This is a genomic window from Mesorhizobium sp. C416B (assembly GCF_030323165.1).
Taxonomy (GTDB): domain Bacteria; phylum Pseudomonadota; class Alphaproteobacteria; order Rhizobiales; family Rhizobiaceae; genus Mesorhizobium.
Genome location: NZ_CP100471.1, coordinates 3,782,727 through 3,797,514, shown reverse-complemented (window position 1 = coordinate 3,797,514; position 14,788 = coordinate 3,782,727). Strand labels below are relative to the sequence as shown.

General features: G+C 62.8%; 14 protein-coding genes and 1 tRNA gene. 4 read left to right on the top strand and 11 right to left on the bottom strand.

The features are described 5' to 3' along the window. Nucleotides 1-4 precede the first annotated feature (4 nt). Nucleotides 5-181 (top strand): hypothetical protein, encoded by a 177-nt coding sequence (locus tag NLY43_RS18515; RefSeq protein ID WP_081725472.1) that lies wholly within the window; start codon nucleotides 5-7, stop codon nucleotides 179-181. 29 nt (nucleotides 182-210) lie between these two features. Here NLY43_RS18515 and NLY43_RS18510 read toward each other — a convergent pair whose 3' ends face one another. The 5 genes from NLY43_RS18510 to NLY43_RS18490 form a co-directional block, all read right to left on the bottom strand. Further along, a complete protein-coding gene (locus NLY43_RS18510) occupies nucleotides 211-516 on the bottom strand; it encodes a UBP-type zinc finger domain-containing protein (protein WP_023672079.1) in 306 nt (101 codons plus the stop codon). Continuing rightward, nucleotides 516-2,183: an FAD-dependent oxidoreductase gene (locus NLY43_RS18505; RefSeq protein ID WP_023710335.1), complete on the bottom strand. Its 1,668-nt coding sequence runs from the start codon at nucleotides 2,181-2,183 to the stop codon at nucleotides 516-518. The genes NLY43_RS18510 and NLY43_RS18505 overlap by 1 nt, the downstream gene beginning before the upstream one ends. 233 nt (nucleotides 2,184-2,416) lie before the next feature. Beyond that, nucleotides 2,417-5,608 carry an amino acid permease gene (locus NLY43_RS18500; protein WP_081731338.1) on the bottom strand — a complete coding sequence of 1,064 codons (3,192 nt, stop codon included), beginning with the start codon at nucleotides 5,606-5,608 and terminating at the stop codon, nucleotides 2,417-2,419. A gap of 884 nt (nucleotides 5,609-6,492) precedes the next feature. Next, nucleotides 6,493-6,699, bottom strand: a complete 207-nt coding sequence (locus NLY43_RS18495) for a hypothetical protein (protein WP_023681214.1) — start codon at nucleotides 6,697-6,699, stop codon at nucleotides 6,493-6,495. 74 nt (nucleotides 6,700-6,773) lie between these two features. Further along, nucleotides 6,774-7,073, bottom strand: coding sequence for a DUF1236 domain-containing protein (locus tag NLY43_RS18490; protein WP_023681215.1), 300 nt, complete (start codon nucleotides 7,071-7,073; stop codon nucleotides 6,774-6,776). 176 nt (nucleotides 7,074-7,249) lie between these two features. Between NLY43_RS18490 and NLY43_RS18485 the strand changes: the two genes are divergently transcribed. The 3 genes from NLY43_RS18485 (at nucleotide 7,250) to NLY43_RS18475 (ending at nucleotide 8,410) form a co-directional block, all read left to right on the top strand. Beyond that, the gene (locus NLY43_RS18485; RefSeq protein ID WP_245263031.1) at nucleotides 7,250-7,510 is read left to right on the top strand and encodes a hypothetical protein; all 261 of its coding nucleotides are present in this window, start codon (nucleotides 7,250-7,252) and stop codon (nucleotides 7,508-7,510) included. 48 nt (nucleotides 7,511-7,558) lie between these two features. Next, on the top strand, nucleotides 7,559-7,867 hold the full coding sequence (locus NLY43_RS18480) for a DUF1236 domain-containing protein (RefSeq protein WP_023710337.1): 309 nt from the start codon (nucleotides 7,559-7,561) through the stop codon (nucleotides 7,865-7,867). Between the two features lie 198 nt (nucleotides 7,868-8,065). Beyond that, nucleotides 8,066-8,410, top strand: coding sequence for a low affinity iron permease family protein (locus tag NLY43_RS18475; protein ID WP_023672069.1), 345 nt, complete (start codon nucleotides 8,066-8,068; stop codon nucleotides 8,408-8,410). A 101-nt stretch (nucleotides 8,411-8,511) separates the two neighbouring features. Here the strand turns inward: NLY43_RS18475 and NLY43_RS18470 are convergent. The 6 genes from NLY43_RS18470 to mepA form a co-directional block, all read right to left on the bottom strand. Next, nucleotides 8,512-8,596 (bottom strand) — tRNA-Leu (locus tag NLY43_RS18470). A 299-nt stretch (nucleotides 8,597-8,895) separates the two neighbouring features. Beyond that, entirely contained in the window at nucleotides 8,896-9,516 is a 621-nt protein-coding gene (locus tag NLY43_RS18465) for a 2,3-bisphosphoglycerate-dependent phosphoglycerate mutase (protein WP_023672068.1), read from the bottom strand. A 27-nt stretch (nucleotides 9,517-9,543) separates the two neighbouring features. Beyond that, nucleotides 9,544-10,365: a 4-hydroxy-tetrahydrodipicolinate reductase gene (gene dapB / locus NLY43_RS18460; protein ID WP_023710338.1), complete on the bottom strand. Its 822-nt coding sequence runs from the start codon at nucleotides 10,363-10,365 to the stop codon at nucleotides 9,544-9,546. Continuing rightward, nucleotides 10,362-12,221 (bottom strand): ABC transporter ATP-binding protein, encoded by a 1,860-nt coding sequence (locus tag NLY43_RS18455; protein ID WP_023681221.1) that lies wholly within the window; start codon nucleotides 12,219-12,221, stop codon nucleotides 10,362-10,364. The genes dapB and NLY43_RS18455 overlap by 4 nt, the downstream gene beginning before the upstream one ends. A 279-nt stretch (nucleotides 12,222-12,500) precedes the next feature. Beyond that, on the bottom strand, nucleotides 12,501-13,520 hold the full coding sequence (locus tag NLY43_RS18450; RefSeq protein ID WP_023710339.1) for a glucokinase: 1,020 nt from the start codon (nucleotides 13,518-13,520) through the stop codon (nucleotides 12,501-12,503). Between the two features lie 182 nt (nucleotides 13,521-13,702). Continuing rightward, the gene (mepA, locus tag NLY43_RS18445) at nucleotides 13,703-14,785 is read right to left on the bottom strand and encodes a penicillin-insensitive murein endopeptidase (RefSeq protein ID WP_460221917.1); all 1,083 of its coding nucleotides are present in this window, start codon (nucleotides 14,783-14,785) and stop codon (nucleotides 13,703-13,705) included. Nucleotides 14,786-14,788 lie beyond the last annotated feature (3 nt).

Below are 14,788 nucleotides of genomic sequence, written 5' to 3'. Positions count from 1 at the left end.
GAGTATGATGGACAACAACCCGGAAAAGCGCAGCGAATGGCGCGCCATTTTTTATGTGCAGGCCCGCGTGGCCATCCTGTTCGTCCCGGTCGTCGCCAGTCTTCTGATCATTGCCGCACTTGCCGGCAACGACCACAATCCCAATGCCATAGACCGCACGGTTACTGGCTCGGTGAAATAGGCGCAGCGGTCGGCCGACAGTCGGCCGCCTCAGAAAAACTTCGGGATCGGGCCGTTCTGAGGCGTCACGTCGCCTTCCAGGTCGATGAACGCCTCGTCGACAAAGCACCATGCCCAGCCTTCCGGCGGGTCGTAGCCTTCGATGATCGGGTGCTTTGTGGCGTGGAAATGCTTGGTGGCGTGGCGGTTGGGCGAGTCGTCGCAGCAGCCGACATGGCCGCAGGTGCGGCACAGCCTGAGATGCACCCACATGGAGCCGCTCTTCAGGCACTCCTCGCAACCGAGCGCGCTCGGCGTCACCGTCTTAATGTCGCGCGTGTGTTTGCATTCATCCATTATGCTCTCCTGTCCAGTTCGGGCGCTGCTGCGTTGGGTCGCGCGAGATAGGCGTGCAAGGCAGCCACCACCTGGGCGCCTTCGCCGACGGCGGCGGCGACCCGCTTGACCGAGCCTGCGCGCACGTCGCCGATGGCGAACACGCCGCTGCGGCTGGTCTCCATCTGGCCCGCCCCTATGTCGGCGCCGGTGCGCACGAAACCCCTGGCGTCGAGCGCGATATCGCACCCAGCCAGCCAATCGGTGTTGGGGTCGGCGCCGATGAACAGGAAGAGATGTTGGATCGGCCGCGTCTCGACGCCGCCGGGGTTGCGCCAGCGCAACTGGGTGAGATTGCCGCCTTCGCCTTCCAGCGCCTCGATCTCGGTCTCGCCAAGCACCTCGATGTTGGGTTGCGCCTCGATACGCTCGACCAGATAGCGCGACATGGTTTCCCTGAGGCGGCCGCGGCGCGCCAGCATCGTCACCTTGCGGACCTGGCTGGCGAGATAGACGGCCGCCTGCCCCGCCGAATTGCCGGCGCCGACCAGCGCCACTTCTTGCCCTGTGCATAGCCGCGCCTCGATCGGCGAGGCCCAGTAATGCACCGACGTGCCCTCGAACTCGGCCAGCTTGGCGATGTCGAGGCGGCGGTAACGGGCGCCGCTGGCGATCACCACCGTGCGTGCGCGCAGGCTTTCACCGTCGCCGACGGTAAGCGTGTAGCCCTCGCCTGCTGCACCGAGCAGCTTGGCCTCGTCGGGGATGACTATTTCGACGCCGAATTTCTGCGCCTGGTTGTAGGCGCGCGCCATCAGCGCCATGCCGGAAATGCCGGTGGGGAAACCCAGATAGTTCTCGATGCGCGCGGAGGCGCCGGCCTGGCCGCCGAAGGCGCGGCAATCGAGCACGATGGTCGACAGCCCTTCGGATGCCGCATAGACCGCGGCCGCCAGCCCCGCCGGCCCGGCGCCGACAATGGCGACGTCATAGACCATGTCGGGATCGATCGGCCGCAGCAGGCCGATGCAGCGGGCAAGTTCGGTTTCGCCGGGATTGTGCATCAGCTTGCCGTTGGGGCAGAGCACGATCGGCAGATGGTGCGGGTCGACATGAAAATGCTCAATCAGCGTCTTGGCGCACGGGTCGCTGTCGGAATCGAGCGCGCGGTGCGGCTGGCCGCTGCGGCGCAGAAACCCCTGCAGCCGCAGCATGTCGCCATTGCCGGCCGGGCCGATGACGACCGGCCCGCTCGAGCCGCTTTCCAGGAGCCCGACGCGGCGCAGGATCAGCGCCCGCATGATCCGCTCGCCAAGGCTTGCCTCCTGCACCATCAGGTCGCGCAGCCGCTGCGAGGGGATGACGAAGGCCTCGACCGGCTCGGCCGCCTCCGCATTGACCAGCGACGGCCGGCTGGAAAGCTGCGCCAGCTCGCCGATGAAATTGCCGGGACCATGAGTGACGATGGTCTCGCGCCGGCCGGGCCTGACATCCTGGGTGATATCGACCGTGCCCGACAGGACGACGATCAGCCCCGGCGCCACGGTGCCGGCGGTGACGATATGCTCGCCGGCGGCATAGGAACTCGCCTCGCCGAACCGGCGCATGCGCTCGATATCGGCGTCGCCCAGGATAGGAAACATCTGGTCGCGGCGGGTGACGGTGATCGGCTGGGTGGGTGGGGCCATAGATAGAACGTAGCGCCGAGACTGCCGGGTTTGAAGTGGTTTGTTGGAGGACTGGCCGGAAGGGGAGGTGGCTCCCGCGCCATCTGGTTCGGATGCTTCGCATGGCCCCGCGCTGCAAGGCAAACAGTGCGCCGACAAGTGCGACCTTTATAAGGGCGAGCCCGAGCAGTACCGCCAGCAGTCCTCGCTCACCAGTATGCTGCAAGAGCAGCGCGCCGACGGTCGGCGCCGGGCTATCGCGTTACGCCAAGCGCCTGAGGTGCGGTTGTATCCTTGGGCTCCCCGAAGGCAGATCCTGGCGAAATCCCATTCGTCACATCTTTGTAGAGCGCTATCGGATGCGGGCGCCCCACCAGATATCCTTGGATTTCGGGACATCCTTCCTTCATCAGGAAGGCACGCTCGTCCTCTGTTTCGACACCCTCCGCGATGACAGGCAAGGCCAGCGCATTCCCCAGGCTGAGTATCGTGCGCACGATGGCCGCCGATTGGACATTCGAACCGACACCCGAAACAAAACTGCGATCGATCTTGATCTTGTCGAATGGAAACGCCTGCAACGAGGACAGCGAGGCATACCCCGTGCCAAAATCATCCATCGAGACCCTGACGCCCAACGCCTTCAACCTCCGCAAAACCGACAAGGCGGTTGCCCGGTCGCGGATGAGAACCCCTTCCGTGATTTCCAGTTCCAGCCGCCCCGGAGCAAGGCCGGTCTCGTAGAGGATAGAATGAACGAGGCCTACCAGGTCGCCGAAACGGAATTGCACGGGAGAGAGGTTGACGGCGATCTGCAGCGGTGAGGGCCAGGAGGCCGCGTCTCTGCACGCCTGCCTGAGCGTCCATTCACCTATCTCAACGATCGTGCCATCCTGTTCGGCAAGCGAGACAAACGCGTTTGGCGAGATGAGCCCATGCTTTGGATGGTGCCATCGGGCGAGTGCCTCGAAACCGAAGATTTCGCCGTCCATCCTGGCTTGCGGCTGATAATGAAGCACAAGTTCGCCATGGGCGACCGCAGAGCGCAAATCTCGCTGCAAGGCGTAGCGCTCTCTTAGCCGCTTATCCATCTCAGGATCGAAGAATTGCACCATTCGACGACCGTCCGCCTTGGCCCGGTAGAGCGCTGCGTCGGCATTTGCCATCAGCGCCGCTGCATTCTCTCCGTCTTTCGGATAGATCGCCGCCCCGATGCTCACCCCGATCGAAATGTGCTGGCCCCGGATTTCGAATTTGCCTGCCGCCGATTCGAACAGACGGTCCGCAACGTCCTTGGCACTCGCGGACCGGTCATCCATGGCCAGGACAACCGTGAATTCGTCGCCGCCCATGCGCGCGATAAAGGCCTCAGGCGCCGCGGTTTGGAGACGCCGGGAAATGGTGCAAAGCAGATCGTCGCCGGCGGCGTGCCCGAAAACGTCGTTCGCCTCTTTAAAATGGTCAAGGTCGATGCTGAAGACGGCAAAGCTGGCGTGCGTTGCTTTTGCGCGCTCGAGCGTCGTGGCCAGGTGTGCTGCAAGCGCGGCTCGGTTCGCCAGGCCGGTAAGCGGATCGTGGTGCGCGAGATGCGCGATTTCCTCATGCCGTGCCATCAGTTCGGTGCGCGCTACGTTCATGTTCTCGCGCGCGTCGTCCAGGCCGTGGGCGGCTTCCCTCACCTTGTCCTGGAGCAGATTGAAGCTTTCGGCCATCTCTCCAAGTTCGTCACGAGAGTTTACGGTAACCGGCATGATGTTCACGGAGGCGTGCGCCGCCGCGAGGTCTCCCCGCCCCAAGGCGACCATGGCGAGAGAGAAGTCCTTCAGCGTTCCGGATGTCAGACGCTTTGCCGCGTTGCTCACCTCGGTCGCCGAATGGGTGATCATTCCCGGCAAGATCAGGCCAACGCTGATGGTCAGCAGCGCGACAACGACAAAAATGTCCTCCAGCGCGGCGACCAATGAAGTGTCGCCTTGGGGAACGCTGCCGATCGCCAGGAAATAGCCGGCACCGTCAAGCACGAGCACAAAAAGCATGGCTCCGGTAAGCTTCAGGTGAAGCGTATGTGGCAGCAAGGGTAGACCGAGTGCGTATCGATCCTCCATCGTGCGCCAGGCGTAGAGCGCAGCACCCGAATATGCCAAAGCCAGACCGAACAGGACGGTAGGAAGGCCAAATTGCTGAAATCCCAGTATGGCGGTCAACAGCCATATTGCAGCCGCGCCTACGCCAAGGATGATCGTTCCCCTGGGAGCCCGGAAGGGTCGCTCGGCTTCGGGACTATCACGGCGCAAGAGCCAGACTGCGATGTTTGGCATGCAGATGCTGATCAGGTACGTAAAATTGGCCGCGGCGATCATCCAGAGCGGATACCCGCACAGCATGAAGCCGATTGCCGCGGCAGCTGTGAGCAGCGTTGCCGCCCAGGGACAATCTGTTGAGGTGCGCCTGGCCAGGAAGCTCGGCAGCAGGCCGTCTTCGCTCAGCTGCGCAAGGGTCCGCGCGGCGCCTGCCAATGGCTGCAACGTTCCATGGAACATGTTCAGCATGATGAGCCAGATGGCGGCCGCCTTGCCGAAACTCCCCAACAAGGGCGCAAAGGTGGGCCCGAGAGCTATGGCGAGGTCGGTGCCGAGCGGCTCCGGCCCGAGCACACCCAGCCAGACAACCGGCAGGACCAGGAAATAGACGCCGGCCATTGCGGCGCTGGCCCACATCGCCAGAGGAATGTTGCGGTTGGGATCGATGGTTTCGCCAACATGGCAGGCTGCAGCCTCAAATGCCGGTGCGGCAAACCCGATCAGGTACAGTCCCGCCATCACCGACGTGATATCGCCGAACAGGCCGGTAAACGGGCTGGTCAGGGCAAAATCCGTCGCCTGCCGCCAGTCGACCGAGCCACTGATGACCGGGACGAGGGATGAGAGAAACGCAAGCGTCGCGGAGGCAGTGGCGATCGGGATCGCCAGTTGGACCACCCACTTGATTCCACACAGGTTGACCGCCGTAAAGAATGCGATGAGCCCGCAGGCGACCGCCTCCACGGGGAGGCCCGGCAGGTACCATTGCTGGATTGCAGACGCTGAAAGAACCGCTGTCAGTCCGCAGGTCGGCACCCAACCCCACCAATAGCAGGTGCCCGTCAGAGCCGAGAGAACGGGACTGTAAGGTCGGAAGGCTTCGGCGCACGCTGCAGAGATACCGCCGACGCGGTTTGGCCACATGAGAACCAATTCGGTCCACGCAGGCGCGGCGGCCCAGCCTAGAAGCAGACCAACAACGAGCAAAGGAACCGCAGCGCTTCCTTGACCGGGAATATTCCCCTGACCGACAAAAAGGGCGGCAATCAGAAACAGGCTTTGATTGCTGCCACCCATGGCGAGCGCTGTCGTGCCCATCCATCCCAAGGTTCTCGGGTGCGGTCGTGAAGGCGTGAGGCCGGGCATTCAGAGACATCCATTCGAGTGCGGAGCGCTGTCTGACTGGCGAATGTAACCTGCGGAGATATGTCTGTCGAACGTCGCGCTCCCGAAGTCAAAGTTGGACCTTAGGTGAGACGTATTAAGACTTCGTACCAAACCAGATCCGCCCGATGATCGCTGTCAACTTGCGGTAGCTGCGGTTCAATCATGCTGATGCCGGCCCGAATGGATCGATCTCCTCCGATCCGGGATACATATCAATTTTATCTAATCGCCCACTATGAGGGATAGTCGCGAATACAGCCTAATATTGATTATTATCGACAAATCTCGTGATTGCGGGGCGCCATCATTCGAAACGGCGGCTGAAGTCGACTGTAGATCGCTAAGCACATTGACCGTTGTTGACTTCGTACCTCGCCATCGTGGGGGCAAGCACCGAGACTTCACGCCGTGCCTCAAGTTGGAGCTAACTTGTGCGAGCACGCCGCATAGCCCCGCGTTGCAGGGCAAACAGCGCGCCGACCACGCTGGGCGCGGCGGTCGGCCTTGGCGCGCTGGTGGGTCCTTCCCAGGCCGGCGCCCGTACGGTCGATATGGCGATCGCTCGCTACCATCATCCGATCTGCACCAAACTGGCCTCGGTGACATTTCTGACCACAGGCGTGGCGACGCTCTGGACCGGCCTGCCCGGTTCTGCCGGCCGCGGTGATTTTCTATGGCGCCCGCATCGGCTAGCATGGCCGAGTATCGTCACATGCGGCGACATGGTGTTCTGGACGATGCTTGAGCGCGACGCCACCTCGCCAGCGGGCACGCCTTCGACGCCGGCCCGTAGCAGGAATGTGTTCAGCACCAGAACACTTGGGATCAGCGTTGCGGGAGCCTGCACACGTGAGTACTCCGCCTCACAAGCCTTCCGGCTGGTCCTCGAGGACGAACGACGCTGCAATCAGGTCATCGCCGCTGATGCGGCCACTGCCGCCAACCATGATGGATGCGACTTTCTGAAAGGTCTTCATGTCGGCCTCTGTTATGCGCGCATCGCGCATTCTCGCCCTGAGAGAACCCAAGCGGGTATCAAGGGCTGGCGATGTCTCGACGTCATCGATCATCTTCGATCATCCTGGAGCGCAACGTGAAATCCGCTGCCCGCCGCCATGGCCGGCGGCGGGCGGCAGCTATTCGATCAGTCGTAGACCTTCACAATTTTCCGGGTGCTGGGATCGACCAGGACGGTGCGGTTGTCGACCACGACGTAGCGGTATTTGACGTTGGGAACTTCGTGCAGCTCGACCGTATCAGGCAAGGCACTGCCGACGTTCAGCTCCACGCCCGGGATCTTCACCGAAGCCAGCGGCTGCTTTTTTACGTATTCGCGGACGACCGTATCCTGCTCCGGTGTGATGACGACATCCTGAGCTGCGGCGGCGCCGACCCCAGCCAAAAGCAACAAGCCTGCAGCGGCACTTGCAAAGTGGATTTTCATGGTTTTCTCCTCGCGTAATCCGGCGACGGCACCACGCCTGTTCGCCGAGGGACCGAACTTGAGATCAGCCAGATTGTTCCTGTGACTTCAGTCTGCGGCGAACCAGACCAAAGTCGGATATCAGCTAAGACCCAAGTCCCGAGGCGGAACGTTCAAGTGGGGCAGGCGTTTCCCAAATGCAACTAAATAAAACAGGAGAGGAACACATGGCCGACGGCCCAACTGTTGTTAATTCTGGTGGTGGTGGCGGCACTGCGATTGCCGTTGTTCTTGCACTTATTGCAGTCGTAGTATTGCTTATTTTTACCGGCGTCATCAATATCCGCGGCGACGGCGGCAAGGATATCAACGTCAAGGTTGAAGCGCCAAAGGTGGAAGCTCCGGCTGTACCCGCAAAGCCTGCGGCACCTGCCCCAGCCCCTGCGAGTGGCGGCTGATCTGCTCGTATCCACGCTTCCGAACTGACCTATGAAAAGGAAATTCCCATGACTAAATATTTCGTCAGCGCCACCGGCGCCCTCCTCCTTATGGCGGGCATCGGCACCTCGTTTGCCGAGGACGTTATTGTTCTCAAGCCCGAACAACAGACGGTCGTTCGCGAATATATCCATAAGCAGAAGCTGGCCTCAGTCAGTTTGCTCGGCGTCGAACTCAATGTCGGCACGGCACTTCCAGACACTGTCGAGCTCCACGCAATCGACGTTCCGGATGTCCGCTACAAGTATACGGTTGTCGGAGATCATGCGGTTCTCGTCGATCCCGACACGCGCAAGGTCGTGCAGATCATCGAATAACGCGCGAGCCCGCCGCTCCGGTCTGGAGCGGCGGGCTGTGGCTGCCCTGTGAAAGTCTACGGGCAGCCTTTTCTCAACGGGAGGATGTCTGATGTTTAGCGACAAGGAAACTTGGGTCCTGGAAGCTGCCTTACTCGCGGCAATTCCAATTTGCGTAGCCGTCACCGCACTCGTGGCATTTTTGACCGCGGCCTGGATATGAACCGCTTCCTCTTTGTGATGGGCGACTTTCTATCCCGGCCACCGGGCTTCTATGTCCTTCTTGTAGCCATGCTGCTCTGTACTGCGTTGGTGCCATTCGGCCTGACGAATGTGGTCACCTACGCATTGTCGGTAGCGGCCATCGTGATCACCGGCGTTGTGCTGATCCAGGGTTACCGCGACACGGCCGCCATTCACGCCAAGCTTGATGAGATTATCGTTTCGCTGAATGAGACCAGAAACGATGTCGTCGGCTTGGAGCATGCCGAGCCGGAGGAGATTCGGGAGAAGCTCCAGACACTCGAAGAAGAAGCAATGAAAGCGGTTCGCCCGCCGCATTGACCCTCCGCTGGACTATCTGTCATCCATCAGCAAAAAAGCCCGGGAACCGGGCTTTTTTGCTTCGCGTCTAAATCATTTCGGACTTATCCGAAACGGGAATTTGGTGCCCAGAAGAGGACTCGAACCTCCACTCCTTGCGGAACACGGACCTGAACCGTGCGCGTCTACCAATTCCGCCATCTGGGCTGGTGCGGGCTCATGTAAGCGGGCAAACGATATGTGTCAACGCGCTTTTTCGAGGGCCGCTGCCTGCCGGCTTAGTTTCCCGGGGGTCAACGCCGTCCCTCACCTGCCTGCCGGCATCCTCTCCCCGTACAGTGACGGGGATAGGGGCGCTCTCATCGATGATTTTCGCCGGTCACCTGCGTCACAAGAAGAGCGCCGAGGCTGCGGCCAGCCCTTTCTCCCCGTCACTATACCGGGAGAACTGCCCGGCAGGGCAATGAGGGGCAGCGCCGACTTGGCGAATGCGCTGGCCGAAAACCTCACCCCTCCAGCACGTCCTTCGACGCCACAGTGGAATCGGCGTTGAGCTTGTAGATCACCGGCACGCCGGTGCCGAGCTCGAGCTTGACGATCTCCTCGCCGCTCTTGCCGTCCAGCGCCATGATCAGCGCGCGCAGCGAATTGCCATGCGCGGCGACCAGCACGGTGCCGCCTTTCAGAACATGCGACTGCATGTCGTGCAGGTAATAGGGCCAGACGCGGGCGCCGGTGTCCTTCAGGCTTTCGCCGCCGGGCGGCGGCACGTCGTAGGAGCGGCGCCAGATGTGCACCTGCTCCTCGCCCCACTTCTGGCGCGCGTCGTCCTTGTTGAGGCCGGAGAGATCGCCATAGTCGCGCTCGTTCAGCGCCTGGTCGCGGATCGTCTTCAAATCGCTCTGGCCGACCGCGTCGAGAATGTGCTGGCAGGTCTTCTGCGCCCGGATCAGCGCCGAGGTGAAGGCAATGTCGAATTTCAAGCCGCGTGCCTTGAGCTTCTGGCCGGCTTCCTTGGCCTCCTTGTGGCCCTGCTCGGTAAGGTCGACATCGCGCCAGCCGGTGAACAGGTTCTTCAGGTTCCATTCGCTCTGGCCGTGGCGCACGAGCACGAGAGTTCCCGACATGTTTGCTCCTTCAAAATTATGGATAGTTTAGCTCAAGCCGAGCACGTCCCGCATGGAATAAAGTCCGGGCTTTTTACCGCGCGCCCAGAGCGCGGCCTTGACCGCGCCGCGGGCAAAGATGGCGCGGTCCTCGGCATGGTGCGACAGCGTAATGCGCTCGCCGGTCCCGGCCAGGATGACGCTGTGGTCGCCGACCACCGAGCCACCGCGCAAGCTGGCAAAGCCGATCGTTCCTGGCTTGCGCACGCCGGTATGGCCGTCGCGTGACCGCACATCGTTGCCGGCAAGGGAAATGCCGCGTCCCGCCGCCGCCGCTTCGCCGAGCAGCAAGGCGGTGCCCGAGGGCGCGTCGACCTTGTGCTTGTGATGCATTTCGAGGATCTCGATGTCGAAATCCTCTGGACCGAGCGCGCGCGCGGCCTGCTCGACCAGCACCGCCAGAAGATTGACGCCGAGGCTCATATTGCCGGATTTGACGATCGTCGCGTGGCGCGCCGCGGCCTCGATCTTGGCGTCGTCTTCCGCCGAGCAGCCGGTGGTGCCGATGACATGGGCAATGCGTGCCTGCGCGGCATAGCCTGCGAATTCGACGGTGGCTGCCGGCATGGTGAAATCGAGCACGCCGTCGGCCTTGGCGAACACCGGCAGCGGATCGTCGCCGATCGTCACATTGATGATGCCGATGCCGGCAAGCTCGCCCGCATCCCTGCCGAGATAGGGCGATCCGGTTCGTTCGACCGCGCCGACGACGCGGGCGCCGGGGATCGAATGGATGGCGCGGATCAGCGTCTGGCCCATGCGGCCGGCCGCCCCCACCACCACCAGGCCCATTTCGCTGGATTCGCTCATGCTGTTCTCCCCACCGCCTTCTTGGCGCGGCTGCGCCGGACCGGAGTTTGGACGGGCTTCGAGTCGTCGACAAGCCCCAGTCCGTTCTTGCCTTGAATGCGGTGGAAGCGGGCGTAGACACTGTTTGGATCGGCCATCAGTGCGGCATGGGTGCCTTCCTCGACCAGGCGCCCCTCTTCAAGCACGATAATGTGGTCGGCGTTGACGACCGTCGACAGGCGATGCGCTATCACGATGGTGGTGCGCCCTTCCATCACATGGGTCAGCGCCTCCTGGACGCGCGCCTCGGCCTCGTTGTCGAGCGCCGAGGTCGCTTCGTCGAGCAAAAGGATCGGCGCATTGCGCACGATCGCCCGCGCAATCGAGACGCGCTGGCGCTGGCCGCCGGAAAGGGTCGAGCCGCCCTCGCCGACGGGCGTGTCGTAGCCCTGCGGCTGCTGACGGATGAACTCGTCGGCCGCCGCCAGCACCGCCGCCCGCTCGATCTCGGCGTCGGTCGCCGAAAGTCGGCCAAAACGGATGTTGTCGCGTATGCTGCCTTCGAACAGATAGGGCGCCTGCGAGACATAGGCGATCGAGCCGCGCAGCGAGTGCTTGGTGACTTTGGAAATGTCCTGGCCATCGATCTCGATCGAACCCTTGTCGACATCGTAGAAGCGCTGCAGCAGCGCCACGAGCGTCGTCTTGCCGGCACCCGAGGCCCCGACCACCGCCGTAACCTTGCCGGCCGCGGCGGTGAAACTCAGGTTCCTGATCACCGGCATGTCGGCGCTGTAGCCGAACGTCACATTGTCGAAGCGAACCTCGCCGGTGGTGATCCTGGCTTCGACCGCGTCGGGCGCATCGCCCTGTTTAGGCTCCAGGTCGAGCAGCTCGTAAATCATCCGGGCGTTGACCAGGGCACGTTCCATACCGACCTGCGTACGAGCCAGGCGCCGTGCCGGATCGTAGGCCATGATCAGCGCGGTGATGAAGGAAAACACAGCGCCTGGTGGTTGTCCGAGCACCAGCGCCCGGTAGCCGGAATAGGCAAGGACGGAGGTAATGGCGAGACCGCCCAAAATCTCGGAAATCGGCGACAGCCGCTCCGCGACCCGGGCGATCTTGTTGTTACGCTGCTCGGCCGTATCGGCCATGATGCCGATCCGGCGCGCCAGCTCGGCTTCCAGGGTGAAGGCCTTGACGATGGCGATGCCTTGCGTGGCCTCCTGTACGGACCCGTTCAGCCGCGAGTTGATCAGCACCGATTCCCGGTTGATGCGCCGCAATCGGCGGGTGATGTAGACGACGGCCCAGATCAGCGGCGGCCCGATCAGCAGCGAGCTGAGCGACAACACCGGATCCTGGTAGATCATGACGCCGACGAGGGCGATCAGCGAGACCGCGTCGCGGCTGATGGAGGTCAGCGTCAGCGACAGCAGATCGCGAACGCCGCCGACATTCTCGTTGACCTGTGCCGCCAGCCGACCGGAACGCGTATCGTTGAAGAAGTCGACGCCGAGCTTCATCAGATGGTCGAAGCTGCGCTTCTGGTAGCGGGCGACCAGATTGTTGCCGATCTTGGCCAACGCGACCGCCTGGCCGTAACCGGCGAAGCCGCGCAGCACGGAGGCGGCCATGAACCCGGCGCAGATCCAGACGATCATGTCGCCGCGTCGTTCGTAGAAGATCTCGTTGATCATCGGGGCCATGATCCACGCCGTGAAGGCGGTGGTGGCGGAAACAATCAGCAGGCAGCCGACGGCAACGACATAGGTCCAGCGATATTCACTACCGTTTTCGGCCAGGATGCGGCGCAGCACCGCAGTGACCTCAGCTGGCTGGACTTTCAGTTTGAGTGGACTTTGAGCGGTCAAATCGCGGGCGCTTCGTGGTTTGCTAGAGCATGATGCCGAAAAGTGTGAAGCGGTTTTCGGACGACATCATGCTCTATCTCTTTGATTTAGAGCCGGATTCAGATTTCAGGTCGATTCGATCTGAAATCATCCGGCCCTAGGGATGCCAGGCTGGAATTCGGCCCCTCTTAGCGCCCCGGCTACGGCTTGCCTATGGCGAAACTTCGTCGCGGCCCGAGGTTGGGGTCACGAAAGCGGCAGCCATTTCCAAGAAAATACCCGTTTTCGGGACGAAATGGATCATGCCCGCCAGCGCCGCCCCGCGGTCTGGACGCCGAACAGCGAAGGGTTGCGGGCATAGGCGGCAAGGCCCAGAAGTGCCGCCAGCGGGTGGGTGATGACATAGACCGGCATCGAGGCCATCAGCGCGCTGTGCGGCGCCTTGTCCTCGAAGGCGGCGCGGAAATTGCCTTCCTTCAGCGCGGGCACGATCTTTTGCGCGATGCCGCCGGTCAAGAACACGCCGCCGCGGCTCATGAACACCAGCGCGAGGTCGCCGGCGGTGCGGCCGAGGCAGGTGACGAACAGCGCCAGCGCTTCCTCGGCGACCGCATCGGTCTTGGCCAGGGCCGCCCCGGTGATTTCGGCCGGCGTGGTGAACGGCGCCGGCTTGCCGTCGGCCTTGGCGACCGCCCGGTAGACATTGACCAGACCGCGCCCGCACAGGATCTGCTCGCCCGAAATGCGGCCGTCCAGCTTTTCGATATGCGGGAACACCTCGAAATCGCGCGGCGTCCGCGGACCGATATCCATGTGGCCGCCTTCGCCAGGCACCGGTATCCAGTGGTGGAGGGCATGAACCAACCCAGCGACGCCGAGGCCGGTGCCGGGACCGAGCACGACACGCCCGGCATTCTCCTCCGGCGTGCCGCCGCCGATCTTTTCCATGTGCTCTTCGCCGAGCGCCACGACGGCCAGCGCCTGCGCCTCGAAATCGTTGAGCACGACGATGTCGCCCAGGCCCAGATTGGCAAACATCTGCTTCGGCTTCACCACCCAGGGACAATTGGTAAGCGGGATCTCGTCGCCGTCGACTGGTCCGGCGATGGCCAGCACTGCCGAATTCGGCCGGATGGACGACCGGTCGAGCACCGCCGCCTGGATCGCCTCGTCTATGGTGGCGAAATTGGCGGTTTGCACGATATGCGGCTCACCGGCTTCCGAATTTGCGTCGAGCACGATCGAAAAGCGCGCATTGGTGCCGCCGATGTCGCCGATCAGCACTGGAAACCGCAACGCGGTGTCGTCGTCGCCTGACATGCTCTTGCTCGTCCCCTTTGCGGCGCCGTTGCGACCGTTTCAATCGCCCGGTTTTCAATCGCCCGGTTTTTCAATCGCCCGGTGTTCAATCGCCCGGTGTTCAATCGCCCGGTGTTCAATCGCCCGGTGTTCAATCGATTGACTAGCGCATGGCCCCGGAAAGGGAAAGCGTCAGTTCGCCATCACTGTCCGACGTTTGCCGGCGGCCGTCGCCTTGGCAGGGGAATGCCGATCTCCGGCGTGGCGGTGAAGGCGTTGGCTGCGTTTGGCAAGCCGCCCGCATTGCCCGCAATAGGCGGAGGCGCGTCGGGTTCCGGCGCCCTGGCGGCGATCGGCACGCCGCCGCCGCGATAGGTGACGGCTTCGGCCGAGTCCGCGTCGGGCTGGTCAAGCACGAACTGGCATTGTTTCGGCAGGTTCGCCATCGTCATCAGGTCGCGCGCCTTGGGCGCATCCGGGTTCTTGTTGGGGCGCCACGGCTCCTCGGTAAACCACCAGGCCAGCGGCTTGCCGCAGCCGTCATCGTCGGGCGTCGCTTCCTGTCCCTTGCAGTTGGGCGAACCCGGCTGGCAGCCGATGCGGATGTGGAAATGATAGTCATGGCCCCAGAACGGCCGGATTTTTCTCAGCCAGGTACGGTCGCCGGTGACGGTGTCGCACAGCTTCTTCTTGATCCCAGGATTGACCAGGATGCGCTCGACTTCCGGATAGCTAGCCGCGCGCTTCAACAGCTTGGTATGCATCGGCTTCCACAGCCTGTCCTTCACCAGATGCGTCTTGTCGTCGACCATCAGCGTGGCGCTGATGTTTTCGCGCTCCTGGGTGGTGAGCTTGCGGTCGGGCATTGGCGTCAGCCAGATGTCGGCGTCGAGGCCGATCTGGTGCGAGGCGTGCCCGGTCAGCATCGGCCCGCCGCGCGGCTGCGAAATGTCGCCGATCAGAAGCCCCGGCCAGCCGTCGGCGGCGGCATCGCGCGACAGTTTCTCGATCAGCGCAATCATCGTTGGATGACCCCAGCGCCGGTTGCGCGAGGGACGCATCACCTCCCAGTTCTGGCCGTCCATCGGAATGGCGACGCCGCCAGTGAAGCAGCCCTTTGAATAGAAGCCGAAGGATTGCGCCGCAGCCACCGCCGGCAGCTTCTTGGCGCCGAACAGGTCTTTTGCCCGTGGCTCGGCCGTGATTGCGCCCGCCACCAGCCCGGCCAGCGCCACGATCGCCAGCGCCGCCGTCAGGAACGGCCGTCTGCCGGTCAAGGATCGCATCGA

Excerpts from the sequence above, each read along its gene's own strand:
- NLY43_RS18510 (WP_023672079.1), bottom strand. The coding sequence starts at position 516 with ATGGATGAATGCAAACACACGCGCGACATTAAGACGGTGACGCCGAGC.
- NLY43_RS18475 (WP_023672069.1), top strand. The coding sequence starts at position 8,066 with ATGAACCGCTTCCTCTTTGTGATGGGCGACTTTCTATCCCGGCCACCG.
- mepA (WP_460221917.1), bottom strand. The coding sequence starts at position 14,785 with ATGCGATCCTTGACCGGCAGACGGCCGTTCCTGACGGCGGCGCTGGCG.
- NLY43_RS18500 (WP_081731338.1), bottom strand. The coding sequence starts at position 5,608 with ATGCCCGGCCTCACGCCTTCACGACCGCACCCGAGAACCTTGGGATGG.
- NLY43_RS18505 (WP_023710335.1), bottom strand. The coding sequence starts at position 2,183 with ATGGCCCCACCCACCCAGCCGATCACCGTCACCCGCCGCGACCAGATG.
- NLY43_RS18485 (WP_245263031.1), top strand. The coding sequence starts at position 7,250 with ATGCAACTAAATAAAACAGGAGAGGAACACATGGCCGACGGCCCAACT.
- NLY43_RS18515 (WP_081725472.1), top strand. The coding sequence starts at position 5 with ATGATGGACAACAACCCGGAAAAGCGCAGCGAATGGCGCGCCATTTTT.
- NLY43_RS18495 (WP_023681214.1), bottom strand. The coding sequence starts at position 6,699 with ATGATCGATGACGTCGAGACATCGCCAGCCCTTGATACCCGCTTGGGT.
- dapB (WP_023710338.1), bottom strand. The coding sequence starts at position 10,365 with ATGAGCGAATCCAGCGAAATGGGCCTGGTGGTGGTGGGGGCGGCCGGC.
- NLY43_RS18465 (WP_023672068.1), bottom strand. The coding sequence starts at position 9,516 with ATGTCGGGAACTCTCGTGCTCGTGCGCCACGGCCAGAGCGAATGGAAC.
- NLY43_RS18490 (WP_023681215.1), bottom strand. The coding sequence starts at position 7,073 with ATGAAAATCCACTTTGCAAGTGCCGCTGCAGGCTTGTTGCTTTTGGCT.
- NLY43_RS18450 (WP_023710339.1), bottom strand. The coding sequence starts at position 13,520 with ATGTCAGGCGACGACGACACCGCGTTGCGGTTTCCAGTGCTGATCGGC.
- NLY43_RS18480 (WP_023710337.1), top strand. The coding sequence starts at position 7,559 with ATGACTAAATATTTCGTCAGCGCCACCGGCGCCCTCCTCCTTATGGCG.